Origin of the sequence: Candidatus Brevundimonas phytovorans, from assembly GCA_029203145.1 — a bacterium.
Taxonomy (GTDB): Bacteria; Pseudomonadota; Alphaproteobacteria; order Caulobacterales; family Caulobacteraceae; genus Brevundimonas; species Brevundimonas phytovorans.
In genome coordinates this window covers 2,090,149-2,112,214 of the sequence record CP119309.1, presented here as the reverse complement: position 1 = coordinate 2,112,214, position 22,066 = coordinate 2,090,149, and the positions used below count along the sequence as shown (strand labels likewise).

General features: G+C 67.6%; 28 protein-coding genes. 16 read left to right on the top strand and 12 right to left on the bottom strand.

Annotated elements, in window-relative coordinates; genetic code table 11:
- The first annotated feature begins 39 nt into the window (after positions 1-39).
- The 6 genes from P0Y52_10400 to P0Y52_10375 all read left to right on the top strand — a co-directional run bounded on the left by P0Y52_10400 (position 40) and on the right by P0Y52_10375 (position 4,433).
- Positions 40-1,572, top strand: a complete 1,533-nt coding sequence (locus tag P0Y52_10400; GenBank protein ID WEK56953.1) for a CHASE3 domain-containing protein — start codon at positions 40-42, stop codon at positions 1,570-1,572.
- Positions 1,569-1,991 (top strand): response regulator, encoded by a 423-nt coding sequence (locus P0Y52_10395; protein WEK56952.1) that lies wholly within the window; start codon positions 1,569-1,571, stop codon positions 1,989-1,991. Before P0Y52_10400 ends, P0Y52_10395 begins: the two co-directional genes overlap by 4 nt.
- Positions 1,988-3,025 (top strand): histidine kinase dimerization/phosphoacceptor domain -containing protein, encoded by a 1,038-nt coding sequence (locus tag P0Y52_10390; protein WEK56951.1) that lies wholly within the window; start codon positions 1,988-1,990, stop codon positions 3,023-3,025. Before P0Y52_10395 ends, P0Y52_10390 begins: the two co-directional genes overlap by 4 nt.
- Before the next feature lie 159 nt (positions 3,026-3,184).
- Complete coding sequence (locus tag P0Y52_10385) at positions 3,185-3,640, top strand: NUDIX domain-containing protein (GenBank protein ID WEK56950.1); 456 nt, start codon at positions 3,185-3,187, stop codon at positions 3,638-3,640.
- A 66-nt stretch (positions 3,641-3,706) separates the two neighbouring features.
- On the top strand, positions 3,707-3,889 hold the full coding sequence (locus P0Y52_10380) for a CsbD family protein (GenBank protein WEK56949.1): 183 nt from the start codon (positions 3,707-3,709) through the stop codon (positions 3,887-3,889).
- A 190-nt stretch (positions 3,890-4,079) separates the two neighbouring features.
- Positions 4,080-4,433 carry a hypothetical protein gene (locus P0Y52_10375; GenBank protein ID WEK56948.1) on the top strand — a complete coding sequence of 118 codons (354 nt, stop codon included), beginning with the start codon at positions 4,080-4,082 and terminating at the stop codon, positions 4,431-4,433.
- A gap of 360 nt (positions 4,434-4,793) precedes the next feature.
- Here the strand turns inward: P0Y52_10375 and P0Y52_10370 are convergent, their stop codons facing one another.
- Positions 4,794-5,984 carry a VWA domain-containing protein gene (locus P0Y52_10370; GenBank protein ID WEK56947.1) on the bottom strand — a complete coding sequence of 397 codons (1,191 nt, stop codon included), beginning with the start codon at positions 5,982-5,984 and terminating at the stop codon, positions 4,794-4,796.
- 20 nt (positions 5,985-6,004) lie between these two features.
- Positions 6,005-6,532, bottom strand: coding sequence for a GNAT family N-acetyltransferase (locus P0Y52_10365; GenBank protein ID WEK56946.1), 528 nt, complete (start codon positions 6,530-6,532; stop codon positions 6,005-6,007).
- Between the two features lie 214 nt (positions 6,533-6,746).
- Here P0Y52_10365 and P0Y52_10360 point away from each other — a divergent pair, with 214 nt between their 5' ends.
- The 4 genes from P0Y52_10360 to dxs all read left to right on the top strand — a co-directional run bounded on the left by P0Y52_10360 (position 6,747) and on the right by dxs (position 10,615).
- The gene (locus P0Y52_10360; GenBank protein ID WEK56945.1) at positions 6,747-7,385 is read left to right on the top strand and encodes a phosphoglycerate mutase family protein; all 639 of its coding nucleotides are present in this window, start codon (positions 6,747-6,749) and stop codon (positions 7,383-7,385) included.
- Between the two features lie 73 nt (positions 7,386-7,458).
- Positions 7,459-7,716 carry an exodeoxyribonuclease VII small subunit gene (locus P0Y52_10355; protein ID WEK56944.1) on the top strand — a complete coding sequence of 86 codons (258 nt, stop codon included), beginning with the start codon at positions 7,459-7,461 and terminating at the stop codon, positions 7,714-7,716.
- Positions 7,717-7,765: 49 nt separating this feature from the next.
- Positions 7,766-8,638: a polyprenyl synthetase family protein gene (locus P0Y52_10350; protein WEK59480.1), complete on the top strand. Its 873-nt coding sequence runs from the start codon at positions 7,766-7,768 to the stop codon at positions 8,636-8,638.
- Positions 8,639-8,704: 66 nt separating this feature from the next.
- On the top strand, positions 8,705-10,615 hold the full coding sequence (dxs, locus tag P0Y52_10345; protein WEK56943.1) for a 1-deoxy-D-xylulose-5-phosphate synthase: 1,911 nt from the start codon (positions 8,705-8,707) through the stop codon (positions 10,613-10,615).
- A 755-nt stretch (positions 10,616-11,370) separates the two neighbouring features.
- On the opposite strand, the gene rpsU is transcribed toward dxs, so the two are convergent.
- A complete protein-coding gene (rpsU, locus tag P0Y52_10340; protein ID WEK59479.1) occupies positions 11,371-11,613 on the bottom strand; it encodes a 30S ribosomal protein S21 in 243 nt (80 codons plus the stop codon).
- A 192-nt stretch (positions 11,614-11,805) separates the two neighbouring features.
- Here rpsU and P0Y52_10335 point away from each other — a divergent pair, with 192 nt between their 5' ends.
- Entirely contained in the window at positions 11,806-12,474 is a 669-nt protein-coding gene (locus tag P0Y52_10335; protein WEK56942.1) for a COQ9 family protein, read from the top strand.
- 24 nt (positions 12,475-12,498) lie between these two features.
- Here the strand turns inward: P0Y52_10335 and P0Y52_10330 are convergent, their stop codons facing one another.
- The gene (locus tag P0Y52_10330) at positions 12,499-13,572 is read right to left on the bottom strand and encodes a 5-(carboxyamino)imidazole ribonucleotide synthase (GenBank protein WEK56941.1); all 1,074 of its coding nucleotides are present in this window, start codon (positions 13,570-13,572) and stop codon (positions 12,499-12,501) included.
- 1 nt (position 13,573) lies between these two features.
- Positions 13,574-14,065, bottom strand: a complete 492-nt coding sequence (gene purE, locus P0Y52_10325; protein ID WEK56940.1) for a 5-(carboxyamino)imidazole ribonucleotide mutase — start codon at positions 14,063-14,065, stop codon at positions 13,574-13,576.
- Positions 14,066-14,202: 137 nt separating this feature from the next.
- Here purE and P0Y52_10320 point away from each other — a divergent pair, with 137 nt between their 5' ends.
- On the top strand, positions 14,203-14,769 hold the full coding sequence (locus P0Y52_10320; GenBank protein ID WEK59478.1) for a GGDEF domain-containing protein: 567 nt from the start codon (positions 14,203-14,205) through the stop codon (positions 14,767-14,769).
- Positions 14,770-14,781: 12 nt separating this feature from the next.
- Here P0Y52_10320 and P0Y52_10315 read toward each other — a convergent pair whose 3' ends face one another.
- The 3 genes from P0Y52_10315 to P0Y52_10305 are packed head-to-tail and all read right to left on the bottom strand — an operon-like array spanning position 14,782 to position 16,130.
- Positions 14,782-15,006 (bottom strand): DUF465 domain-containing protein, encoded by a 225-nt coding sequence (locus P0Y52_10315; GenBank protein ID WEK56939.1) that lies wholly within the window; start codon positions 15,004-15,006, stop codon positions 14,782-14,784.
- 39 nt (positions 15,007-15,045) lie between these two features.
- Positions 15,046-15,513 carry a TIGR02444 family protein gene (locus P0Y52_10310; protein ID WEK56938.1) on the bottom strand — a complete coding sequence of 156 codons (468 nt, stop codon included), beginning with the start codon at positions 15,511-15,513 and terminating at the stop codon, positions 15,046-15,048.
- Positions 15,510-16,130: a UbiX family flavin prenyltransferase gene (locus P0Y52_10305; protein WEK56937.1), complete on the bottom strand. Its 621-nt coding sequence runs from the start codon at positions 16,128-16,130 to the stop codon at positions 15,510-15,512. The genes P0Y52_10310 and P0Y52_10305 overlap by 4 nt, the downstream gene beginning before the upstream one ends.
- Before the next feature lie 115 nt (positions 16,131-16,245).
- On the opposite strand from P0Y52_10305, the gene P0Y52_10300 reads away from it, so the two are divergent.
- Positions 16,246-16,419 (top strand): DUF465 domain-containing protein, encoded by a 174-nt coding sequence (locus tag P0Y52_10300; GenBank protein WEK56936.1) that lies wholly within the window; start codon positions 16,246-16,248, stop codon positions 16,417-16,419.
- 68 nt (positions 16,420-16,487) lie between these two features.
- On the opposite strand, the gene P0Y52_10295 is transcribed toward P0Y52_10300, so the two are convergent.
- The gene (locus P0Y52_10295; protein ID WEK56935.1) at positions 16,488-17,153 is read right to left on the bottom strand and encodes a DUF1013 domain-containing protein; all 666 of its coding nucleotides are present in this window, start codon (positions 17,151-17,153) and stop codon (positions 16,488-16,490) included.
- 214 nt (positions 17,154-17,367) lie between these two features.
- Between P0Y52_10295 and P0Y52_10290 the strand changes: the two genes are divergently transcribed.
- The gene (locus P0Y52_10290) at positions 17,368-18,042 is read left to right on the top strand and encodes a beta/gamma crystallin-related protein (protein WEK56934.1); all 675 of its coding nucleotides are present in this window, start codon (positions 17,368-17,370) and stop codon (positions 18,040-18,042) included.
- Between the two features lie 42 nt (positions 18,043-18,084).
- On the opposite strand, the gene P0Y52_10285 is transcribed toward P0Y52_10290, so the two are convergent.
- The gene (locus P0Y52_10285; protein WEK56933.1) at positions 18,085-19,056 is read right to left on the bottom strand and encodes an NAD(P)H-quinone oxidoreductase; all 972 of its coding nucleotides are present in this window, start codon (positions 19,054-19,056) and stop codon (positions 18,085-18,087) included.
- 79 nt (positions 19,057-19,135) lie between these two features.
- Here P0Y52_10285 and P0Y52_10280 point away from each other — a divergent pair, with 79 nt between their 5' ends.
- Both P0Y52_10280 and P0Y52_10275 read left to right on the top strand, forming a co-directional pair.
- Positions 19,136-19,339 carry a DUF1192 domain-containing protein gene (locus P0Y52_10280; protein WEK56932.1) on the top strand — a complete coding sequence of 68 codons (204 nt, stop codon included), beginning with the start codon at positions 19,136-19,138 and terminating at the stop codon, positions 19,337-19,339.
- A gap of 139 nt (positions 19,340-19,478) precedes the next feature.
- Positions 19,479-19,970: a DUF1465 family protein gene (locus P0Y52_10275; protein ID WEK56931.1), complete on the top strand. Its 492-nt coding sequence runs from the start codon at positions 19,479-19,481 to the stop codon at positions 19,968-19,970.
- A 27-nt stretch (positions 19,971-19,997) separates the two neighbouring features.
- Here P0Y52_10275 and P0Y52_10270 read toward each other — a convergent pair whose 3' ends face one another.
- Together P0Y52_10270 and rpmE are read right to left on the bottom strand one after the other, a co-directional pair.
- Positions 19,998-21,554 carry a L,D-transpeptidase family protein gene (locus P0Y52_10270; GenBank protein WEK56930.1) on the bottom strand — a complete coding sequence of 519 codons (1,557 nt, stop codon included), beginning with the start codon at positions 21,552-21,554 and terminating at the stop codon, positions 19,998-20,000.
- 163 nt (positions 21,555-21,717) lie between these two features.
- Positions 21,718-21,942 carry a 50S ribosomal protein L31 gene (gene rpmE / locus P0Y52_10265; GenBank protein WEK56929.1) on the bottom strand — a complete coding sequence of 75 codons (225 nt, stop codon included), beginning with the start codon at positions 21,940-21,942 and terminating at the stop codon, positions 21,718-21,720.
- Between the last annotated feature and the right edge of the window lie 124 nt (positions 21,943-22,066).

Here is a 22,066-nt window from a genome sequence, read left to right as displayed (position 1 = left end):
CGACTGGACTCAAGGGGTTGGGTCGATAAGCTGGCGACCATGAAACGTATTCGGCCGGCCCTGCGGACCTTTGGCGCCTTTCTGCGCACGCCGACCCTCAGCCGTTCGATCATCGCCCTGCTGGCTCTGGCCATCCTGCTGCTGCTGGCGGTCAACGCCGCCACCTACGTCATGATCCAGCGGACATCGGCCTATAACGACACGGTCGATCACAGCCAGCAGGTGCGTCTGGCGGCCAAGGACGTGCTGGGCCTTCTGGTCGACGCCGAGACGGGGCAGCGCGGCTTCATGCTGACGGCGCGGCCCGAGTATCTCAAGGTCCATGACCGGGCGGTGGCGCAACTGCCCGGCGTGCTGGCGCGGCTTGACGGCCTGATCGGCGCGGACGCCGAACTGGCCCCCCGGTTGGAGCGGGTCCAGGCCCTCTATCGTGAGCGCATGACCCTGATGGATCACACCATCGCCTTGACCCGCACGGGTCGGATCGGCGAGGCGGTCTCCCTGATCCGCAGCGGCCGGGGCAAGGTTCTGATGGATCAGATGCGGATCGAACTGACCGCCATCGACGCGGTCGAGGCCCGGCGCCTGGCCGAACGCACGCGGCAGTCGGAAAGGGCCTCGGCGGTGACGGTGTCGGTCAACGCGCTCGCCGCCCTGCTGATCCTGATCCTGGCCGGCATCAGCACCTGGCTGGTGCGCCGCTATGTCGAGGAGATCGAAAGCGCCCGCCTGGAACTGGATCGCCTCAACGCCGGGCTGGAGAACCAGGTCCGCGACCGCACCGCCGAGCTGACCCGCGCCAATGAGGAAATCCAGCGCTTCGCCTATATCGTCAGCCACGACCTGCGTTCGCCCCTGGTCAACGTCATGGGCTACACCTCCGAGCTGGAGCAGATCGGCAAGATCTTCGACCACCAGTTGACCCAGCTGGAGCAGACCCATCCCGACGCCATCGAGCCCGAGGCCATTCGGGCCGTGCGCGAGGACGTGCCCGAGGCGGTCGGCTTCATCCGCGCCTCGACGGCCAAGATGGACCGGCTGATCAACGCCATCCTGAAACTGTCGCGCGAGGGGCGCCGCCGGCTGGCGCCCGAGCCGCTGGACATGACGGCTCTGGTCCGCGGCATCGCCGACAGCCTCAACCATCAGGTCAGCGAGGCGGGCGGCGAGATCATCGTGCGCGACCTGCCGGTGCTGGAAAGCGACCGCTTCTCGATCGAACAGATTTTCGGCAACCTGCTCGACAATGCGGTCAAGTATCAGCAGCCGGGTCGGCCGATCCGCATCCTGGCCGAGGGCCACCAGACCGCCGACGGCTGGCTCCACTACCGGATCACCGACAACGGGCGCGGCGTGTCCGAACGCGACCATGAGCGCATCTTCGAGCTGTTCCGCCGCGCCGGAAAGCAGGACCTGCCGGGCGAGGGTCTGGGCCTGGCCTTCGTGCGCAACAGCGTGCGCCGTCTTGGCGGGACCATCACCCTGGAGTCAGAGCTGGGCCAGGGCTCGACATTCCATCTCAAATTCCCCACACGGTTGATCGTGCTGGGCGAGGCTGGAGACAATCTATGAGCCACTCCGTGAAGATCGTCATGGTCGAGGACGACCACGGCCACGCCAAACTCATCGAAAAGAACATCCGCCGCGCCAATATCGCCAACGACATCGTTCACTTCGATCACGGCGACGCGGCGCTCGACTATCTGTTCAGCGAGGAGGTCCGGGCCCAGGGCCCTCTGCTGATCCTGCTGGACCTCAACCTGCCGGACATGTCGGGGACCGACATCCTGGAAAAGGTCAAATCGGACGAGCGGCTGCGCCGCGCCCCCGTCGTCATCCTGACCACGACCGACGACAAGATCGAGATCCAGCGCTGCTACGACCTGGGCTGCAACGTCTACATCACCAAGCCGGTCGACTACGAAGCCTTCGCCGGCGCCATCCAGCAACTGGGCCTCTTCCTGTCCGTCATGCAGGCTCCCGAGATTTGAGCGCCCCTATCCGCCTGCTCTACATCGACGACGATCGGGGTCTATCGCGGCTGGTCCAGAAGGAGCTCGGCCGTCACGGCTACGAAGTCACCTGCGCCCCCGACGCCGACGCCGGCTACGCCGCGCTGCAGGCCGGCGAGTTCGACGTCTGCGCCCTGGACCACTACATGCCGGGTCGCGAGGGGCTGGACGTCCTGCCCGACATTCTCGACCTGCCCGGCCCGCCGCCGGTCGTCTATGTCACCGGGGCCCAGGACGGACGCATCGCCGTGGCCGCCCTGCGCGCCGGCGCCGCCGACTATGTCATCAAGGACGTGTCCGAGGACTTCACCGCCCTGCTGCGCTCGGCCATCGAGGACGCCCTGCTGCGCCGCCGTCTGGAGCGCGAGAACGAAGTCGCCCAGGAAGAAGTCCGCCTGGCCCGCGACCGCGCCGAGGCCATGCTGCGCGAGGTCAATCACCGCGTCGGCAACTCCCTGCAACTGGTGTCCAGCTTCATCTCCCTGCAACTGCGCCAGCTGGCCGACGAGGGCGCGCGCTCGGCCCTGCGCGAGGCCCAGGTGCGGATCGAGGCGGTCGCCCACGTCCACCGCCGCCTCTACACCTCGTCGGACCTCGCCACCGTGGCCATGGACGAATACCTGCAAGGTCTGGTCGAGGAACTGGGCAAGTCGATCGGTCCCGCCACGGGCGAGGGCGCGCTCCGTCTCACCCTGCGCGCCGAACCCATGCGGGTGACGACGGATCAGGCCGTCTCCCTCGGCGTCATCGTCACCGAACTCGTCACCAACGCCGTCAAATACGCCTATGAGCCGGGCGAGGGCGGCGAGATTCGGGTCGTGCTGGCCGCCGCGGCCGAGGGACGCGCCGTCCTGACCGTCGAGGACGACGGCCCCGGCCTGGGCGACGGCGCCCCCAAGGGCACCGGCCTGGGCTCCAAGATCGTGTCCGCCATGGCCGGCGGTCTGCGTTCGGCGGTGCAGTTCGACGCCGACCACCCCGGCGTGCGCGCGCAACTGGTCTTCGACCTTTAGCTCAAGTTCTCCTCCCTCTCACCGCTCATCCCGGCGGACGCCGGGATCCAGTGCTTTGGCTGCAAGCACGACGCTGGCGAAGGCGCGTCTCAAATCCGCGCGCCCCATTTGACCTTTAGGCCCTTTCGCATCGGCCGTGACGCGCGTTAGTCTGCCGCGATGAAGCTTCAGTTTGGAACGGCCCGACCCGGCCTCGACTACCTCCACCGCGCCGCGACCTTCGGTCTGGTCGAACAGGACGGCAAGCTGGCCTGCGTCCGCGTGGATCGCGGTGAGGGCAGCTATTTCGACCTGCCCGGCGGCGCCGTCGACGGCGAGGAAAGCGAGCAGCAGGCCCTGGTGCGAGAGTTCGCCGAGGAGACCGGCCTGATCGTCCAGCCCGAGGATCGGCTGACCGAGGCGGCGCAATATTTCCGCAAGACCGACGGCTCGCCGGTCAACAACGCCGGGGGGTTCTGGACCGTGCGCGTCACCGGTTTCGACGCCTCGACCCAGTGCGAGCCCGACCACGAACTGGTCTGGCTGGACCCGCTGGACGCCGTCTCGCGCCTGCGCCACGAAGCCCACGCCTGGGCCGTGGTCAAATGGCTGCGTGCGAAAATCCAGGGAACCTGACCGCCGCCGAACGGTTGTTTCTGTCGAAGCGTCGTCAGCCCGACGGCGTCAGTACAGAGGGTTCTCATGCCTGATCATGACCGTATCGAAGGCGCCGCCAAGAACATCGGCGGCAAGATCAAGGAAGCCGCCGGCAAGGTGACTGGCGACGAAAAACTGAAGGCCGAAGGCCGCGCCGATCAGGTCGAAGGCAAGGTCCAGAACGCCGTCGGCGGCCTCAAGGACACCCTGCGCGGCGACCGCCACTAAGACCCCCCGTTGGTACCGATCAGGCCGTCGCCCTCACAGGGCGGCGGCCTTTTCATGCCTATTTTAGCCAGAGCCCGGTCGCGTCAGTCGTTGCCCGTGAAGGGGCCGGTTCATAGAGAATGTCCGTAATGGGTGGGCAGCGGACTTGGGGATGATAGGTTCATCATCTGCGCTATTCGAGGAAGCTGTGATGAACTGGCTAGCCCGCCTGATGGGTCAAAAGCGGACCAGACCGGCTCTCCCGCCTGTGGCAGTACCTCGTCGAATAGGCGAATTTCTTAAAATCCAGGCTCTTGGTCCAATCATCCTCAATGACGAGATGGAGCGTTCGCTCGGGGCCTATCTCTCGGATGAAATCACTCGGCGGGATTTTCAGCTCGAAGCGGCTGAAGCGTTCTCTGACCCCAATACCGACTGGATCGGAATCCTAACGCATTTCGATGTTTACGAAGCCGAGGATGCCGCCGACGCCCACGACTACGCGAAGCTGGCGATCTGGGACTATGCTTTTCCGGGCGAGCCCCTGCCGCTGGAAAGGCGGTAGTTAGCGTCCGCTATCCGTTGTTTTCGTGTTGACCTCTTGGTCAGAAAGCAGTCGCCTTCAAAGTCGCTCAAGGATGGGAAACAATCACAATCAGGCGGGCTAGACCATGTGGCGGACTTCGCTAGTCACCTTGTCTACATCGAAGCTCATGTAGTCGTACAAAGGCTGTCCGTCTGGCCGGGTGGGCTGCACTGCTATCGCCCAAATATCCGCATGCTCACGAACGCTGGTGATAGGGTAGGTGAAGCCTTGCTCGCCAATGTCGGCGATCCGGGACTTTACGAGTTCGATAGCCTTCGCCCTATTCATGGCGGGACGATAACGGATCGATCGAACGTCTCCAACGGGCCGAGCGCCGCCCTACCGCGTCAGCGCCCGCATGGCCTTGTCCAGCCCATCCAGCGTCAGGGAATACATCCTCTGGTCCATGACCTCGCGGATCAGGCCGACCGACTGGGTATAGCTCCAGTAGCGTTCGGTGACGGGGTTCAGCCAGACCGACTTGTCCCACTGCTGGCGGGCGCGTTTCAGCCAGACGGCGCCGGCCTCCTCGTTCCAGTGCTCGACCGAGCCGCCCGGCATGGTGATCTCATAGGGGCTCATGGTGGCGTCGCCGACGAAGATGGCGCGCCAGTCGCCGGGGTATTTGTTCAGCACGTCCCAGGTCGGGATCTTCTCATTGTGCCGCCGCCGGTTGTCCTTCCACACCCCTTCATAGAGGCAGTTGTGGAAGTAGAAGAACTCCAGGTTCTTGAACTCGGTCCTGGCCGCCGAGAACAGTTCCTCGCACAGCTTGATATGGCCATCCATCGACCCGCCGATGTCGAGGAACAGCAGGACCTTGATGGTGTTGCGCCGCTCGGGCCGCATCTGGATGTCCAGCCAGCCCTGACGCGCCGTGCCGTCGATGGTGCCGTCCAGATCCAGTTCTTCGGCCGCGCCCTCGCGCGCAAAGCGGCGCAGACGGCGCAGGGCGACCTTGATGTTGCGGGTGCCCAGTTCGACGCTGTCGTCCAGGTTCCTGTATTCGCGCTTTTCCCAGACCTTGACCGCGCGGCCCTGCTTGCCAGGCCCGCCGATGCGCACGCCCTCGGGGTTATAGCCGCCGTGGCCAAAAGGGCTGGTCCCGCCGGTCCCGATCCACTTGTTGCCGCCCGCGTGGCGTTCCTTCTGCTCCTCCAGACGCTGTTTCAGCGTCTCCATCAGCTTGTCGAAGCCGCCCAGAGACGCCCATTGGGCCTCGATTTGAGCCTTCTCCCCGTCGGTCAGGAACTTCTCGGTCAGCAGCCGCAGCCAGTCCTCAGGGATATCGGTGGTCAGGTCCTCGCCCGCCCCGACCGTCTCCAACCCCTTGAACACCTTGCCGAACACCTGATCGAACCGGTCATAGTGCTTCTCGTCCTTGACCAGCACCGCCCGCGACAGGTGGTAGAAGGCCTCGACGTCGCGCCCGGCCACATCCTTGTCCATGGCCTCCATCAGATGGAGCCATTCCTTCAGCGAAACCGGAACACGAGCTTCGCGCAGGGCGGTGAAGAAGGGCAGGAGCATGGGATCAGACTGGGCCGCGATCAGCCGCGTTTCAAGATGAACTCGTGGTCGTTCCAGGCGCCAACCGGGTAGTCGTATTCGCCGGCCTTCTCGAAGCCGTAGGCGGCGTAGAGTTTCTGCGCCTTCTCGTTGCCGCTCCAGACGCCGATCCACAGGGGGCCGTCGGTGTGGGCCTCCATCCATTCCAGCGCCAGTTTCAGCAGCTGGGTCCCCAGACCCAGGCCTTGCGCGTCGCGGCCGATGTAGAGGCGGCGCAGTTCAGCGTGGCTGGGCTGAGCGTCGGGATGGGGCAGGGTGTTGGGCCCGGTGTTGGCGAAGCCCAGGATGTCGCCGTCGCGGTCGGCCACCCACCAGGCGGCGCCCGGCTCGGCCAGTTTCGACAGGATGGTCTCGACGCTGAAGCTCTTGTCGAGGAAGGCGGCCAGGTCGGCGGCGGGGTAGGGGATGCCGAAGCCCTCGACAAAGGTGTCCACGAACGTCTGTCGGCCCAGCACGGCCAGGGCGGCGGCGTCGTCGGGGCGGGCGGGGCGGATCACGGGCTCGGTCATGGCTTCGCCTCTAGCGCCGGGCGGGGCGGGGGTCGAGAGGGCGCTCGCGAGGCTGTCATCGCTTGGTGGTTGCAGGGGCGCGTGCCGGGAGCTACCACCATCTTCCAAGGGGCCGACGAAACGCTGGCCCCGCTAACCGCATTCGGGGGGATTGAGGGACGCCAAAGCCTTGATTTGACAGGCTGCTCCCCGTGCTATGACGTCTCCCGCACTCATGACCCACACCGAATCCGCCGCATCGACGCCTTCAGAGGCGGACCCCGCCGCCCAGGCGACGCCGGCTGTGGGCGCGATCATCCTGGCGCGACACGGCGAACCGGCCCTGTCGCGCAAATGTCTGATCACCTCGGACGAGTACCGCGACTGGTGGGGCCGCTATGAGGTCGGCGGCCTGCGCGCCGGCCAGACGCCGCCGCAGACCCTGCTGACCGCCGCCGAGGGCGCGGGCGCCATCTACGCCTCGTCGCGTCTGCGCGCTCAGGAAACGGCCCGCGCCGTGGCCCGCGACCGCGAGGTCCTGGTCGACGCCCTGTTCATCGAGGCGCCCCTGCCGCCGCCGCATTTTCCGTCGTGGATCAAGCTGTCGCCGCGCTACTGGGGCGTGATTTCGCGCTTCTGGTGGCACGTCTTCAACCACCACGAAGGCCAAGAAACCCGCGCCGAGGCCGAGGTCCGCGCCGATCAGGCGGCCCGCATCCTGATCGCCCGCGCGAGCGAAGGTCAGGACGTCCTGGTCCTGGCCCACGGCTACTTCAACCACATGGTCGGCCAGAAGCTGAAGTTCCACGGGTGGCGCCTGGCCGAGAACCAGGGCTTCAAATACTGGTCCCAGCGGCGCTACGAGAAGCGCTGAACCCGAACGGTTGACGGATATAAAGGCTTTCGTCGTTGATGCGCCGCGCGGGCGTCTCTAGGTTGCCCGCATCATGACCGACGCCCCCGTTTCCCCCGCCGTTTCCGCCGATCTCAGCTTCGAGGACGCCCTGTCGCGTCTGGAGGGCATTGTCTCGCGTCTGGAGTCGGGCCAGGCCCCGCTGGAAGAGTCCATCGCCCTGTACGAAGAGGGCGCGCGCCTCAAGGCCCACTGCGAGGCCCGGCTGAAAGCCGCCCAACTGCGCGTCGAGAAAATCGTCGTCGGCGCCGACGGCCAGGCCAAGGGCGTCGAACCCGCCGAATTCGCCTGACGGCGCCGTCGTGACCCTGCTCGCCGCCAACTCTCCAGAACAGGCCGTCATCGACCGGGTGGCCGAGATCGCCGATCTGGTCACGGTCGCCCTCGACGAGCTGCTGCCCCGCGCCGACGGCCCCGAATGCCGCCTGACCGAGGCCATGCGCTATGCCGCGCTCGGCCCCGGCAAGCGTCTGCGGCCCTTCTTCGCCATCGAGGCGGGGCGCCTGTTCAATGTGGACGAGCGCGCCGTGCTGCGCGCCGCCTGCGCCCTGGAATGCGTCCACGCCTATTCCCTGGTGCATGACGACCTGCCGGCGATGGACGACGACGACGTGCGGCGCGGCCGGCCGACCCTGCACATCGCCTATGACGAGGCCACCGCCATCCTGGCCGGCGACGCGCTTCAGACCGCCGCCTTCGACATCATCCTCGACGAAGACACCCACGAGGACCCCGCCATCCGCTGCGAGCTGGCCCGGCGCCTGTCGTTTGCGTCCGGCGCGCGTGGCATGGCTGGTGGTCAGATGATCGACCTGCTGGGCGTCCGCGACGACCTCGGCGGCGTCGCTCGGATGCAGCGGCTGAAGACCGGCGCCCTGTTCGCCTACGCCTTCGAGATTCCGCTGATCATCGCCAACGCCAGCGATTCCGCCCGTCACGCCCTGATCAGCTTCGCCCACGACATCGGTCTGGCCTATCAGATCGTCGACGACCTGCTGGACGTCGAGGGCGACGCCGCCGAACTGGGCAAGGCCGCCGGCGGCAAGGACGCAGCGCTCGGCAAGACCAATTTCGTCACCCTGCTGGGCGTCGAGGCGGCGCGTCACAGGGTCGCGCACCTGGCCGATCAGGCCCGCTCCCACCTGGATCCGTTCGGCCACGAGGGCGAAATCCTCAAGGCGAGCGTGGACTTTGTGCTCAAGCGCAGGTCCTGATAGGAAACGCCCCCGCTGTCCGCGGGTTAAATGACTGACGATCCGCGTCAAAGGCCCCCCGTTACGATGCCCGACACCCCCGTTCTCGACACCGTCACTGTTCCCGCCGATATGCGCGGGTTCGACATCGCGCGGCTGAAGCAGTTGGCCGACGACGTGCGGACCGAGACCATCGACGCTGTCTCCGTCACCGGCGGCCATCTGGGCTCGGCGCTCGGCGTGGTCGAGCTGACGGTCGCCCTGCACCATGTGTTCGAGACGCCCAGGGATATCCTCATCTGGGACGTCGGCCATCAGTGCTATCCGCACAAGATCCTGACTGGGCGCCGCGACCGCATCCGCACCCTGCGTCACGGCGGCGGCCTGTCGGGCTTCACCAAGCGCGCCGAGAGCGAATACGACCCCTTTGGCGCGGCCCACGCCTCGACCTCGATCAGCGCCGCCCTCGGCTTTGCCGCCGCCCGCGACGCCAAGGGCGAGAAGAACCGCGTCGTGGCCGTCATCGGCGACGGCTCCATGTCGGCGGGCATGGCCTATGAGGCGATGAACAACGCCGCCGAGGCCACCAGCGGCCAGTTGATGGTGGTGCTGAACGACAACGACATGTCGATCGCCCCGCCCGTCGGCGGCATGAGCGCCTATCTGGCTAAACAGGTCTCGGGCGGCGCCTATCAGAACATCCGCAAGGTCGGGAAGAAGTTCGTCGACCACATGCCGCGCCCCTTCCGCGACGCGGCGCGCAAGGCCGAGGAATACGCTCGCGGCATGATCGTCGGCGGCACCTTCTTCGAGGAGCTGGGCTTCTACTACATCGGGCCGATCGACGGTCACGACATGGAGAACCTGGTCCCCATCCTGAAAAACGCCGCGGCCATCACCGACCGTCCGGTGCTGGTCCACGTCGTCACGCAAAAGGGCAAGGGCTACGCCCCCGCCGAGGACAGCGCCGACAAGTACCACGGCGTGGTCAAGTTCGACGTGGTCTCGGGCAAGCAGGCCAAGGCCGTCTCAAACGCCCCCAGCTACACCAAGGTCTTCGGCACAGAGCTGATCAAGCACGCCCACAACGATCCCAGCATCGTGGCCATCACCGCCGCCATGCCGACCGGCACCGGGCTGGACCTGTTCGGTCAGGCCTTCCCCGACCGCACCTTCGACGTCGGCATCGCCGAGCAGCACGCCGTCACCTTCGCCGCCGGTCTGGCGGCGGATGGGATGAAGCCAGTCTGCGCCATCTATTCGACCTTCCTTCAGCGCGGCTATGATCAGGTCGTCCACGATGTGGCGATCCAGTCCCTGCCGGTGCGCTTCGCCATGGACCGCGCAGGGCTCGTCGGCGCCGACGGCGCGACCCACGCAGGCTCGTTCGACATCGGCTTCATGGGGGCTCTGCCCGGCATGGTGCTGATGGCCGCCGCCGACGAGGCGGAACTGGCCGCCATGATCTCGACCTCCCTGGCCATCGACGACCGCCCCAGCGCCTTCCGCTATCCGCGCGGCGACGGCGTCGGCGTCGAGATTCCCGAACTGGCCGCCCCGCTGGAGATCGGCAAGGGCCGCATCGTTCGCGAAGGCACGTCGGTCGCCATCCTGTCGCTGGGCACCCGCCTGCAGGAATCGCTGAAAGCCGCCGACCTGCTGGCCGCGCGCGGCGTCTCGGCCACGGTCGCCGACGCCCGCTTCGCCAAGCCGCTGGACGCCGACATGATCCTGCGTCTGGCGCGCGAGCATGAATGCCTGATCACGGTGGAAGAGGGCGCCATGGGCGGCTTCGGCGCCTTCGTCCTGCAACTACTGGCCGAGAAGGGCGCGCTGGACAGCGGCCTCAAGATCCGCACCCTGACCCTGCCCGACGTCTTCCAGGACCAGGACAAGCCCGAGGTCATGTACGCCCAGGCCGGCCTCGACGCCGACCACATCGCCGCTGTCGCCCTGACCGCCCTCGGCGTCGACGCCAGCCGCGCCGTCCGGGCCTAACGCTCTAAAAAACCTTTTCCCCTTGCGGGTGGAGGAAGCTCGCACCGCGAGCGACGACGGGTGGCAGTCCTCGGACTTGATCCGGGGCTGACGGATGAGGGGGGCTCACCCTTACCAAATCCGCTCACCCCGGCGGATGCCGGGGTCCAGTCCTTTGGCTGCAAACGCCGTGCGTGAGGCTCTCACTAGGTCCCGGCGTCCGCCGGGATGAGCGGTGAAAGGGGCAGCCTTCACATCCAGCCCCGCCAATCCCTGAAACTGCAAGGGATTGAGCCCGCCATCCCCCATTTCCTCGCCCCACCCTCGACCTGGCTCATCATCCCCCTGTCCCGTCGCAAGGGAGGGCTCGCTAGGCCGGCGAACCGAAGCGGCGGCGGGGGCGGAGAGAACGGGGGTCTTGTCGAGCCGTTTGTCCTCCATCGCGCGCACCGGGCAAGGGAGCACCCAGCGGAAGGCGGCGACGGATCAGGCGAAGCGTTCAGGAGTGAAGGGGGCAGCGCGCGAACGCGGGCTAATCTCGGGGTCTCAAGTAGCCCGAAGGGCGATAGACCTCACTTCAGACGAGACATCGATGGGGCCTAGCGACGGGGCGAGGCCGCATGCCTCGTCACCCTGGCCAACGCGCGCAGCGAGGCCGAGCCGCGGCCGCGATCTCGCGAGGCGGGCGGTCCTGTTTTCTGAGCCGCAGCCAAAGAAAAGGCCCGCTCCGGTTTCCCGGGGCGGGCCTTGATCTTTCAGCCTGGGCTGGGACCGTATTAACGGCCGCCCGGAACCCGGGGCTTCGGCGCCGGCAGCAGGCCCTCGCGCTGGGCGCGCTTGCGCGCCAGCTTGCGGGCGCGACGGACAGCTTCAGCCTTTTGACGGGCGCGCTTTTCCGAAGGCTTTTCGAAGTGCACGTGGCGCTTCATTTCACGGAAGCTGCCTTCACGTTGCATCTTCTTTTTCAGGGCCTTGAGCGCCTGATCGACGTTGTTGTCGCGAACGAAAATCTGAACCAGGGTTATCTCTCCTTTGGCCGCCCGCCGCGTCCTTTCGAAGGGAGACGGGCAGACAAAATAAAAATCTCGACCGAAAGAACTGAGGCTCTCGGATGAAGGCGCGCTGATACACGACCCATCGGGGCCTGTCCAGATCGACACAGGCAATCGTGATGGGTCGAAATGCCGGACGGAGAGGACTATTCTGGGGATATGACCGACACCGCCGCCTCCGCTCCCAGGACTGACTGGGCCACCCGCATGGAACAGGCCGTGCTGGACGCCGCCCTGACGCGTGCGCCGGCCCTGGGCTGGAACCGTAGACTGGTCCGCGCGGCGTGCGAGGCCAACGGCCTGTCGCTGGGGGACGAGGAGCTGCTGTTGCCGAACGGCGCGCGCGACCTCGCCGTCCTGCTGTCGCGTCGCCACGATTCGCGGGCCTTGAAGGCGCTGGAGGCCACGCCGCCGGAGACGATGAAGATTCGCCAGCGAATCGCCGCCGCCGTCTCGGCGCGGCTGGAGGCGGGGGCCGAGGACCTTGAGGCGGCCAAGCGCTGCGCCGGATTCCTGGCCCTGCCGACCCATGCGGACCTGGGCTTCAAGCTGGCCTGGGAAAGCGCCGATCACCTGTGGCGCTGGGCCGGCGACACGGCCACGGACCAGAACCACTATTCCAAGCGCGCCATTCTGGCCGGCATCCTGATCCCCGCCCTGACCATGCGCTGGTTCGAAGGCCGCGAAGCCGCCGAGGCCTTCGTCGCTCGCCGCATCGAGAACGTCATGGCCTTCGAGAAGTGGAAGGCCGGCAAGGACTTCGACGCCCCCCTGAAAGCGGTCACGGATGCGCTGGGGCGGTTGAGGTATGGGGCGAAGGAAGCTTGAGCGCCCTCTCCTGATGGGAGAGGGTCAGAGGATGCGGTTCACGTGCGCCATCTTGCGTCCGGCGCGGGCCTCGGCCTTGCCGTAGAGGTGCAGGCGGGCGTTCGGTTCGGCGGCCAGGGCGCGCCACTGGTCGACCTCGTCGCCCAGCAGGTTGGTCATTTCGATGCGGGCATGGGCCTCGGTGGGGCCGAGCGGCCAGCCGACGATGGCGCGGATGTGCTGTTCGAACTGGTCGCAGACGCAGCCGTCCTGGGTCCAGTGGCCGGTGTTGTGGACGCGCGGGGCGACCTCGTTCACCAGCAAGACGCCGTCTCCCATGTCGAACAACTCGATGCCCATGACCCCGACGTAGTCGAGGCCGTCGAGGACCGCCGAGGCGATCTCATGGGCGCGTCCTTGCGTCGCCGCATCCACGGCGGCGGGAGCCAGGGTGGTCTTCAGCACCCCGTTGGCGTGGATGTTCTCGCCCAGAGGATAGACGGCGACCGCGCCGTCACGGCCGCGCGCGGCGATCACCGACAGTTCGCGATTGAAGACGGCGGCGGCTTCCAGAACGGCGGGGCGGCGCCCGATGGCGTCGAAGGCGGCTTCGGCGTCGGCGGCGTCCCTGATCCAGACCTGGCCCTTGCCGTCATAGCCTTCGCGGCGGGTCTTCAGCAGGGCGGGCAGGCCCAGCGTCTCGATGGCGGTGGCGAGGTCATCCAGGGTCGAGACGGCGGCGAAGTCGACGGTCGCGGCGCCGACGGCGTTCAGATAGGTCTTCTCGTCCACCCGGTCCTGAGCCACGGCCAGAGCGGTCGGCCCCGGCGCGACCAGGGCGCCGGCCTCGGCCAGCTGCTCGACCGATAGGGCGGGCACGTTCTCGAACTCGAAGGTGACGACGTCGCACAGGCGGCCGAGCGCCTGCAGCGCATCGGGGTCGTCATACGGCGCGGTGATCTGGGCGCGCGAGACGCGGGCCGCCGGGCAGTCGGGCTCGGGGTCGAGGATCACCACGTCGAAGCCGAGGCGCGAGGCGGCCTGGCTCAGCATCCGGCCCAACTGGCCCCCGCCGAGAATGCCGAGGGTCGATCCGGGGGGCAGGGGGAGCTGGGGCAAGTCAGTCCTCGACGGTTTCGGCGACGGAAGCGGTCTGGGCGGCGCGGAAGGCGCTGAGGCGTTCGGCCAAGGCGGGGTCCGACAGGGCCAGGATCTGCGCGGCCAGGATGCCGGCGTTGGCGGCGCCCGCCTCGCCGATGGCCAGGGTGGCGACGGGCACGCCGCCGGGCATCTGGACGATGGAGAGCAGGCTATCCATGCCCTTCAGCGCCTTGGACTGGACCGGCACGCCGAGCACCGGCAGGTCAGTCATCGAGGCGGCCATGCCCGGCAGGTGGGCCGCGCCGCCGGCGCCGGCGATGATGACCTTGTGGCCGTTCGCCTTGGCGGTCGTCGCGAAGTCATAGAGGCGTTGGGGGGTGCGGTGGGCGCTGACGACCTTGGCCTCCCAGGCGACACCCAGCTGATCCAGGCGTTCGGCGGCCAGCTTCATGGTCGGCCAGTCGGAACGGCTGCCCATGATGATGGCGACAGGTGGCGTCGAGGCGGTCATGCGCGAAGGCTCCCCACACGGAAAGCGGCCCGTTACAGCACGCGCGTTGCGCCCGCAACCAAGGTCGCTAGAATCATCCGCGTCGCGAGGGCCTGAGTCGCCCGCGATTCGCGATACCGGAGCCTGACTTGAACCACGTGGCCGAACCGACTGCAGGGACCGATCTGCACGCCGAGATCGAACGGCTGCGCGCCGAAGTCGCCGCCCTGACGGTCCGGGCCGAGACGGCCGAGGCCCTGGCGGATCACGATGTCCTGACGCCTGCGCTGAACCGGCGCGGCTTCATGGCGGTGCTGAACCGCAGCATGGCCTATTGCCGCCGTCACGAGGTCGAGGCGGCCCTGCTCTATCTCGACATGGACGGGTTCAAGGGCGTGAACGACGGTCTGGGCCACGCGGCAGGGGACGCCGCCCTGATGGCCGTGGCTGACCTGCTGCTGGCCAATGTGCGCGAGTCTGACGCTGTCGGGCGTCTGGGCGGCGACGAGTTCGCGCTTCTGCTGATGAACGCGGGCGCCGACGAGGGACGGGAAAAGGCGAAGCGTCTGGCGACGGCCCTGGAAACCGAAGGTTTCGTCTGGGACGGGGCGACGGTGGCCCTAGGCGGCTCGTTCGGCATCCGCGCCTACGCCGGTCAGACCGATCCCGAGGTCTGGCTGTCCGAAGCCGACGCCGCCATGTGGCTGAGGAAGAAGGGCCGCTGAGCCGACGCCGACCTAGGCGATGATGTCGGGCAGGATGCGGTCTTCGATCTTCACGATCTCGTCGCGCAGGGCCAGCTTCTTGCGCTTCAGGCGGGCGATCCGCAGCTGATCGGGGATGGGCATGTGGCCCAGCGCCTCGATCGAGGCGTCGAGGTCGGCGTGCTCCTGCTGAAGCGCCTTCAGCGTATCGCGCAGCTGCTGGTCCTCATCGGACAGGAAAGGTTGGTCGTCGTTCATGGCTCGCCCCGGACGTCCTTGTTCATAGCCGACTGAGGCTCAGGCGGGAAGGCGGTCGGCCAGGATCGTCAGCGCCGGGCGGGGCACCACGCGGGCCCACAGCTTCGCCGTCTCGGCCAGACCGTCGATGGCGCGGCGCGGGGCGTCGGACGGGGCGGGAGCCAGGTCTTCCAGCTCCAGCATCAGGCGGCGCTCGGCGTCCAGCTCCAGCGTCTTGACCTGCTGACGCAGGGCCTCGCGGTGGGCGTCCTCGATGTCGGGGATGGGCGCTTTCAGGATGCGGCGCACAGCGCGAAGCGGGCTGACGATGACGGTGTCATAGGCGCGAGCCGCGTCGCAGGCGGCCTCAATCGTGTCCTCGTCCGGGCGGCGGCCGGTGACGGCGACCCAGGCGGCCCACAGCAGCAGGGGCACGTTCTGTTCGTGGTGGTCCTGCAAGCTCAGGCAGGCCTCGGCCACGCCCGGCGCCTTGTAGGCCGTCAGGGTCCAGGTCCACAGGTCGCTCATGCGCGCGTCGCCCCGGCCTTCAGGCCTTCCCAGCGGCGCACGGCCGCCCAGTCCAGACCGAACAGGTCCAGCGCCCGGCCGACCGACTGGTCCACCATCTCGGCGATCGAATCGGGTCGGGCGTAGAAGGCGGGCAGGGGCGGGGCGATGGTGGCGCCCATCTCGGCCAGCGCCGTCATGGTGCGCAGGTGGCCCAGGTGCAGCGGCGTCTCGCGCACCATCAGCACCAGCGGGCGGCGTTCCTTCAGCACCACGTCGGCGGCGCGGGTCAGCAGGGTCGAGGTCACGCCGGTGGCGATCTCGCTCATGGTCCGCACCGAGCAGGGAGCGACGATCATGCCGAGCGTGCGGAACGAGCCCGAGGCGATGGCGGCGCCGACGTCGGCCAGCTTGTAGGTCACGTCCGCCTTCGACATCAGGTCGTCGGGGCTCAGATCCGTCTCCTGCGACAATGTGAGCAGGGCGGCTTTCGTGACGACCAGATGGCTCTCGACGCCCAGTTCGCGCAGAGCGTCCAGCACCCGCGCGCCATAGACGACGCCGGAAGCGCCAGAGATTCCAACGACCAGCCGCGGGGGCGTCGGGTTCCGTATGGTCGAGTTCACATCTTCGGCCATTTTGACTTCCAGTCTCTCCGTGTCCGGAGCGGCGCAGGGTCACTGCAATGTGATTCCACAGGCCGTCGTTCCGGGCGCTCAGTGTAGTGGTCCCTTAGACATGGAGGCGCAAGCCATGACCATCGAGGCTCGTATTCGCGAACTGGGAAATCGGCACCGGTCGCTGGATGAAACCATTCAGCAGGAGGCGCGCAGACCCACCGCGGACCCGATCCACCTCAGGGAACTCAAGCAGCGAAAGCTCAGGTTGAAGGAAGAGATCACTAGTCTGGAGGCCAGAACCCACTAGCCTCCCCAAAACAGAAACGGCCCCGAAGATCGCTCTTCGGGGCCGTTTCCACATTCAGGGCAGACCGATCAGTCGTTCTTGCCGAAGACCGATTCGGCGGTCGGCTCGGCGCCGGGGCGCACGCGCTCCTCGGGCACGAACTCCGGCTCTTCCGGTTCGGCCTGGATCGACTGCAGGGCGGCGCCGCCGCTCTTGGCGTCGTCCTTGGCCTTCTTGTCGGCGGCCTTCTTGACGATTTCGTCCAGTTGCAGCTGGCCGACCAGGCCGAGCGTCACCGGATCGACCGGCTTGATATTGGCCGAGTTCCAGTGGGTGCGGTTACGCACGGTCTCGATGGTGGACTTGGTGGTGCCCAGCAGCTTGGCGATCTGGGCGTCGGTCACTTCCGGGTGGTTGCGCACGAACCAGGCGATGGCGTCGGGGCGATCCTGACGACGCGACACGGGCGTGTACTTGGGGCCGGTCTTGGACGGCTTCAGCAGTTCGGCGTGGCGGCTGACCACGGCCTTCATGCGGTAGTCGGGATTGTCCTGAGCTTTCTCCAGCTCTTCGCGCGTCAGCTGACCGCCAGTGACCGGGTCCACGCCGCGGATGTCGCGGGCCACGTCGCCGTCGGCGATGCCGCGCACTTCCAGCGGGTGCAGGCCGCAGAAATCGGCGATCTGCTCGAACGAGAGCGAGGTGTTGTCCACCAGCCAGACCGCGGTGGCCTTGGGCATCAGGATGTCGGTCATGGGGCGTGCGTCCCGGCGTTTGCGGCCCGAAAATCGGGCGTTTGAATCGACGGCGCCCGACCTTTCGGCCGGGCGCTGAGAGCTTCTGTATAGGCGCATTCGCGACAAAAGAAAACGTTGTCCGAATATGGCGTACAGCAAAGGTTCATCGGCGATGTTGAACAGTCTGGCTTGTGGTGCGTTGTGCGCCAAAGGATCAGGAAGGACAGCTCTCATGAGACAGTTCGCGATTATCGCCGCCGGCGCAGTCATGGCTTTTGGCGGAGCCGCCGCCGTGCCTGCGGGCTCGGCCGAGGCTCAGGTTCAGACGCGCGGCGCCCCGCGGGGCAGCTATACCCAGAGCTGCACCGGCTCCTACGTCAATCAGGGGCGGCTCTATGCGGATTGCCGCGACAACCGCAACAATGTCCGCGAGACCTCGATCGAACTGGCGCGTTGCTCCAGCGAGGAAATCCGCAACGACAACGGCCTGCTGGTCTGCGGGCGTCACCGCGGGGACTATGAGCGTCCCGGCGGCGGCAACGGGGGCAATCCGGGCTGGCCCGGCGGTCCCGGCGGCGGCAATGGCGGCAATCCCGGCTGGCCCGGCGGTCCGGGCGGCGGCAACGGCGGCGGCTGGGGCAACAGCTCGATCACCGTCTATCGCGACGCCGACTATCGCGGTCAGGCGCTGACCTTCCGCCAGGAAGTTCCCAACCTGCGCAACAGCGGCATGAATGACGCCATCAGCTCGATGCGTCTGGGGCGCGGCAGCTGGGAAGTCTGCACCGACGCCTATTTCCGCGGCGATTGCCAGGTCATCAACGGCGATGTGCGCAACCTGCGCAACATGAACCTGAACGACAAGATCTCGTCCCTGCGGCCCGCGCGTCGCGGCGGCAACTGGTAGGCCTGTGAAACGGGAGGCTACTGCCTCCCGTTTTTCCGGGGCTCAGGTCGTCAGAACGATCTTGCCGACGTGGTCGCCCGCCTCCAGTCGCTGATGGGCGGCGGCGGCCTGGTCCAGGGGGAAGGTCGCCTCGACCCGGGCGCGCACCGCACCGGCGGCGACCCAGGGCCAGACGGTCTGTTCGACGGCTGCGGCCAGGCGGGCCTTTTCGTCCGCCGGTCGGCTGCGCAGGGTCGAGCCGGTCAGGACGATCCGTTTCAGCATGATCCGCATCAGGTCGATCGGGGCCACCGCGCCGGTCAGGGCAGCGATGACCACCCAGCGTCCGCCGGGCTTGAGCGCGTTCAGGTTCAGATCGGCGTAGGCCGCCCCCACCATGTCCAGCACCACGTCGGCGCCGCCCGCCGCCTTGATCGCCGCCAGCAGGTCGCCGTCCGTGGCGTCCAGGCTGACGTCGGCGCCCAAGGCCAGGGCGGCCTCGGCCTTGGCCGCGCCGCGCGAGGTGGCGATGACGCGGGCGCCCGCCGCCTTGGCCATCTGGATGGCCATGACGCCGATGCCGCTGGTGGCGCCGTGGATCAGCAGGGTCTCGCCCGCCTTCAGCCCGCCGCCCTCGAAGACATTGGCGAAGACGGTGAAGACGGTCTCGGGCAGGGCGGCCGCCTGTATGAGATCGAGACCGTCAGGGACGGGCAGGGCATGGCGGGCGTCGACCACGGCGGAGTCGGCGTAGCCGCCGCCGCCCAGCAGGGCGCAGACCCGGTCGCCGACGGCCCAGCGCGTGACGCCGTCGCCCACCGCATCGACCTCGCCGGCGACCTCAAGCCCCAGAATGTCCGAGGCGCCGGGCGGGGCGGGATAGAGGCCGACGCGCTGGACGATATCGGGCCTATTGACCCCGGCAGCGCGCACGCGGATGCGAATCTCGCCCGGCGCGGGCGTCGGCTGGGGCCGTTCCGCCAGACGCAGCGCCTCGGCTGGGCCCTTGCCGCCTTCGATCTCGATGACCCGCATGATGTCTCCGCCGCTTGCAATCGTGCTCGTTGGGGCGTTTTCATACGGCTTCGTGTGGTTTCTGGCCACGGAGACGGTGATGACGTTCGAAGATCTGGAGCCCCGACCCCAGGGCGGCGAGGCGCTGAAGGCGCTGGGCCGCGAGGACCTGGACCTCTATGCGGTGGACGAACTGCACGAGCGCATTGCGGCGCTGGAAGCTGAGATCAAACGGTCGAAGGCCGCCATCGACGGCAAGTCCTCCAAACGCAGCGCCGCCGACGCCCTATTCAATTTCCGCTGATCCGCCTCTCCCGCCATGTCGTAATCCGTGGCATGACGATTGCAGTTCCGGTCCGTGCGGCGTCGTTCTGACCCGCGAGTTTGACGGACGCGCGTGACGTTTCATGGGTAGAACCGAGTTGACTGCCATCGACGCTGACATGGTCGGATTGCGTTCGCGCAGCGCTGAGGTGCTGGATTTCGCGCGCTCGGAGCTGTTCGACCGGACCTTCCGCGAGGGCATGGAACTGGTCGAGGAGACCGCCGCCTATCTGGACGGCGACGGGCGTCAGGATTCGCGCCTGCTGTCGCGCGCCGCCGCCCTGGCCTATGCGGGCGAGAGCATGAAGCTGACCACGCGGCTGATGCAGATCGCCTCCTGGCTGCTGGTCCAGCGCGCCGTGCGTGAGGAGGACATGAGCGCCGCCGCCGCCTGCGAGCCGCGCTATCGCCTGGCCGACCGCAAGGTGGAGAGCGAGCCCAGCCACCGCGAGCTGCCCATCGCCCTGATCGAATACGCTGTGCGCGCCGAGAAGCTCTATGACCGCGTCCTGCATCTGGACCAGCGCATGTATCTGGGCGGCGACGAGGAGCAACCGGTCAATCCGGTGCAGAGCCAGCTGGATCGCCTGCAGGCCGCCTTCGGGGGCTGACGCCCCCGAACACCTTGAAATCGAGGCTTACGGCCCGACGTCGTTGGCGTCGCTGGGGCCGTCGGCGATGACGCGCGGCAGGTTGACGGCGATGCCGAGCGCCTGGGCCAGTTTTTCATCCCGGCGATAGACGTCCTCACGGAAGGCGACCCTGCCCTGACCGTCGACGAAGGCGGTCCAGTAGAGCAGGCGCACGGCGATCTCGCGGCCGGTGGTGACGCGGGTGGTTTCGCGACTGTCCTGGGCGGTGTCGAACTGGGCCAGTTTTGCGGGGTCAGGTTGCAGCAGCAGGCGGGCGAACTCGACCGCATTCTGAACCCGGACGCAGCCGTGGCTGCGCTGGCGCACCGACAGGTTGAAGGCGCCCTTGGACGGGGTGTCGTGCAGGAAGATGGCGTAGCTGTCGCGCAGCTCGAACTTCACATAGCCCAGCGACGACTGCGGACCGGCCCGCTGGATCACCCAGCCGTCCTTGTTGATGTACATGTCGTGGGCGGCCAGATAACCGGGCCCCTTGGGCAGGATCTCGCGGCGGGCGATGCCCATCGGCACGGTCCAGGGCGGGTTGGCCACGACCGAGGCGAAGGGTTTTTCCAGGCTGGGCGTCTGATTTTCGGCCGAGCCGACCACGACGCGGTTGGAGTGAACCGGCTTGCCGTCCTTCCAGTAGACCATGATGGCGGCGGCGGTGTTGACCTCGATCCGCTCGGGATTGAGGTCGCGCTTGAGCCAGCGGCGGCGCTCCAGGTTCAGGGCGATCTGGCGGGCGCGGTCCTCGGCCGAGGCCCCGAGCGAGCGTTGGGTGCCGGCGCCGATGCGACCGTCGGCGCCCAGGCCGTGGCGTGTCTGGAAGCTGCGGACGGCCTGTTGAAGTTCCGACCCATAGGTCAGGTTGCCCTTCAGGCGTTCGCCGGCGGCGGCGCTGAGGTCGCCCTCGGCCACCAGGCGGGCGATCAGGGCGGGGATGCGGTTGTCGCTGGTTCCCGGCTCGATCGTGCCGCCCTGACGGAAGGCGGGCCAGCCGCCGGCGCGGGTGATGCGGCGATAGCGGGCGTAGCCGGCCGACAGGTTGGTGTAGCCGATGTCGGTGGGGGCCAGGCCGTCGAACCACTGGCTCAACTGGTTGGCGCTGACCGCCTGGGTCAGGCCGGTCGGGATGTCGACGCTGTTCTTCTGCATCTCCCACAGGTCCTCGACCGTCTCGGGACGGACGCGGCCCTCGGCCAGAACGCGGGCATAGGTCACGGCGGCGGCGGTGGTGCGGATCTCGGCCGAGGCGGGATCGGCGGCCAGGCCGACGAAGTCGAAGAAGTCAACGGCGGGCAGGGCGTGGCGTTCGGCCCCGGCGGCGACTTCCTGCAGGACGCGCAGGCGGTCGGCGGTCCAGATCGGCCGGCCGCCGGTCAGTTGATAGACGGCGCGGACGTCGGCCTGAACGGCCTCTGGCAGGCGGCCGGCCTGGGCGTCGAAGCCGGCGATGAAGACCTGGGGGTCGACCGATCGGGTCTGCGCCAGGGCGGAGGAGGCCGCGCCAAGGGTCAGGGTCGCTGTCGCGGCGCCAAGGCCCAATTCCCGTCGGTTCATTCTACAGCTCTTAAGTCCGGTCCGGCGCCAGACCCGTCGCCTGCGCCCCGAAGGATCGAACGCCCCCATGTTATCGACGTTCCGGGCAAACAAAAAGCGCCGGCCCTTCGGACCGGCGCTTCTGTGGCGACTTTGTCGCAGCCCCGAAGAAGGGCTGTAGGGCTTACTTCTTGATGAAGCCGCCGAACTTGTTGTTGAAGCGCGACACGCGGCCGCCGCGGTCCAGCATCTGGGCGTTGCCGCCGGTCCAGGCGGGGTGCGTCGACGGGTCGATGTCGAGGGCCAGCGAGGCGCCTTCCTTGCCGTAGGTCGAACGGGTCTGGAAGGTGCTGCCGTCAGTCATCACAACCGTGATGAAGTGGTAGTCGGGGTGCGTGTCCGCTTTCATCGATCTGATCCGTCTCTGCGCTTCGACGATGCCGACCGTCAGTGCGCGTAAATAGAGAAACCCGCCGAGGCTGCGGCGGGAATGAGGGGCGGCGTTTACACCGGGGGGCGTTCCGGGGCAAGAG

Coding starts and splice junctions, on each gene's coding strand:
- P0Y52_10400 (WEK56953.1), top strand. CDS start 40: ATGAAACGTATTCGGCCGGCCCTGCGGACCTTTGGCGCCTTTCTGCGC.
- P0Y52_10395 (WEK56952.1), top strand. CDS start 1,569: ATGAGCCACTCCGTGAAGATCGTCATGGTCGAGGACGACCACGGCCAC.
- P0Y52_10385 (WEK56950.1), top strand. CDS start 3,185: ATGAAGCTTCAGTTTGGAACGGCCCGACCCGGCCTCGACTACCTCCAC.
- P0Y52_10380 (WEK56949.1), top strand. CDS start 3,707: ATGCCTGATCATGACCGTATCGAAGGCGCCGCCAAGAACATCGGCGGC.
- P0Y52_10375 (WEK56948.1), top strand. CDS start 4,080: ATGAACTGGCTAGCCCGCCTGATGGGTCAAAAGCGGACCAGACCGGCT.
- P0Y52_10370 (WEK56947.1), bottom strand. CDS start 5,984: ATGCTCCTGCCCTTCTTCACCGCCCTGCGCGAAGCTCGTGTTCCGGTT.
- P0Y52_10365 (WEK56946.1), bottom strand. CDS start 6,532: ATGACCGAGCCCGTGATCCGCCCCGCCCGCCCCGACGACGCCGCCGCC.
- P0Y52_10360 (WEK56945.1), top strand. CDS start 6,747: ATGACCCACACCGAATCCGCCGCATCGACGCCTTCAGAGGCGGACCCC.
- P0Y52_10355 (WEK56944.1), top strand. CDS start 7,459: ATGACCGACGCCCCCGTTTCCCCCGCCGTTTCCGCCGATCTCAGCTTC.
- dxs (WEK56943.1), top strand. CDS start 8,705: ATGCCCGACACCCCCGTTCTCGACACCGTCACTGTTCCCGCCGATATG.
- P0Y52_10335 (WEK56942.1), top strand. CDS start 11,806: ATGACCGACACCGCCGCCTCCGCTCCCAGGACTGACTGGGCCACCCGC.
- purE (WEK56940.1), bottom strand. CDS start 14,065: ATGACCGCCTCGACGCCACCTGTCGCCATCATCATGGGCAGCCGTTCC.
- P0Y52_10315 (WEK56939.1), bottom strand. CDS start 15,006: ATGAACGACGACCAACCTTTCCTGTCCGATGAGGACCAGCAGCTGCGC.
- P0Y52_10310 (WEK56938.1), bottom strand. CDS start 15,513: ATGAGCGACCTGTGGACCTGGACCCTGACGGCCTACAAGGCGCCGGGC.
- P0Y52_10305 (WEK56937.1), bottom strand. CDS start 16,130: ATGGCCGAAGATGTGAACTCGACCATACGGAACCCGACGCCCCCGCGG.
- P0Y52_10300 (WEK56936.1), top strand. CDS start 16,246: ATGACCATCGAGGCTCGTATTCGCGAACTGGGAAATCGGCACCGGTCG.
- P0Y52_10295 (WEK56935.1), bottom strand. CDS start 17,153: ATGACCGACATCCTGATGCCCAAGGCCACCGCGGTCTGGCTGGTGGAC.
- P0Y52_10290 (WEK56934.1), top strand. CDS start 17,368: ATGAGACAGTTCGCGATTATCGCCGCCGGCGCAGTCATGGCTTTTGGC.
- P0Y52_10285 (WEK56933.1), bottom strand. CDS start 19,056: ATGCGGGTCATCGAGATCGAAGGCGGCAAGGGCCCAGCCGAGGCGCTG.
- P0Y52_10280 (WEK56932.1), top strand. CDS start 19,136: ATGACGTTCGAAGATCTGGAGCCCCGACCCCAGGGCGGCGAGGCGCTG.
- P0Y52_10275 (WEK56931.1), top strand. CDS start 19,479: ATGGTCGGATTGCGTTCGCGCAGCGCTGAGGTGCTGGATTTCGCGCGC.
- P0Y52_10270 (WEK56930.1), bottom strand. CDS start 21,554: ATGAACCGACGGGAATTGGGCCTTGGCGCCGCGACAGCGACCCTGACC.
- rpmE (WEK56929.1), bottom strand. CDS start 21,942: ATGAAAGCGGACACGCACCCCGACTACCACTTCATCACGGTTGTGATG.